Here is a 1,311-nt window from a genome sequence, read left to right as displayed (position 1 = left end):
GCGGTGGTCGGGGCCGGCCCTAACGGGCTCGCCGCCGCCGTGACGCTGGCCCGTGCCGGGGTGCCGGTCACGGTGTTCGAGGCGGCCGAGACCATCGGCGGCGGCACGCGCACGGCTGAGCTCGTCGAGCCCGGGGTGCTGCACGATGTCTGCTCGGCGATCCACCCGATGGCGCTGGCCACGGGATTCTTCCGCGCTTTCGAGCTCGCGCGGCGTATGGACTTCGTGACCCCGGACGCCTCGTTCGCGAATCCGCTCGACGGCGCCGCGGCGGGAGGAGCGGATCGCGCGGCGATCGCCTACCGGGACCTCGCGCGCACCGCGGACGAACTGGGTGCGGACGGGGCCGCCTACGCGCGCTTCTACCGGCCCCTGCTGCGCCGCCTCGACGGCGTCGTCGATTTCGCGCTGGGCGGCAGCATGCTCCGTCTCCCGGCCGATCCGCTCGCCGCGCTCGCCACCGGTCTGCGCACGCTGGAGCAGGGCACCCCGCTCTGGAACCTGCGATTCCGGGAGGAGGCCGCCCCGGCGCTCCTCTCCGGTGTCGCAGCGCACAGCATCGGCCGTATGCCGAACCTCGCCACCGCCGCGGTCGGCGTGGTGCTCGGAGCACTCGCCCACGCGAGCGGCTGGCCGGTACCGGTCGGGGGATCCCGCGCGATCAGCGACGCGCTCGCGGCCGACCTGCTGGCGCACGGCGGCCGCATCGAGACGTCCCACGCGGTCACCGATGTGCGCGAACTCGACGGCTTCGACGTCAAGCTCTTCGACACCTCGGCGAGGGGGCTCGCCCGCATCGCCGGTTCTGTGCTGCCCGCGCGATACCGGCGTGCGCTCGGCCGCTTCCGCTACGGCGACGCCGCCACCAAGGTCGACTTCGTGCTCGACGGGCCGATCCCGTGGCGCGACCCCCGCGTCCTCGCTTCCCCGACCGTGCACCTCGGCGGCAGCCGGGCCGAGGTCGCCGCGGCAGAACTCGAGGTGGCTCGTGGCCGCCATCCCGAGCAGCCGTATGTGCTGCTCGCTCAGACGGCCGGCTTCGACCCGGGCCGCAACCCCGAGGGCGTCAACGCGGTGTGGAGCTACACGCACGTGCCCAGCGGTTCCACGCACGACATGTCGGCGGCGGTGATCGCTCAGATCGAGCGCTTCGCGCCGGGCTTCCGCGATCGGATCCGCAGCTTCCGAGTCACCACCGCTGCGGAGCTCGCCGACTACAACCGCAACTACCACGGCGGCGACTTCAGCGCCGGTGCGATCACCATGCGGCAGCTGATCGCGCGTCCGGTGGCGTCCGTCGACCCCTGGCGC

1 protein-coding gene is annotated in these 1,311 nt (G+C 73.5%); it reads left to right on the top strand.

What is annotated here, in order from left to right; genetic code table 11:
• Nucleotides 1–1,311: phytoene desaturase family protein (locus AMS65_RS18255; RefSeq protein ID WP_053385579.1), on the top strand; the 1,311-nt coding region annotated here is incomplete at both ends.

This window comes from Leucobacter celer subsp. astrifaciens (assembly GCF_001273835.1).
Classification (GTDB): domain Bacteria; phylum Actinomycetota; class Actinomycetes; order Actinomycetales; family Microbacteriaceae; genus Leucobacter; species Leucobacter celer.
Note: the sequence above shows the minus strand (reverse complement) of the source record. Positions and strands in the feature narration are given on the sequence as shown.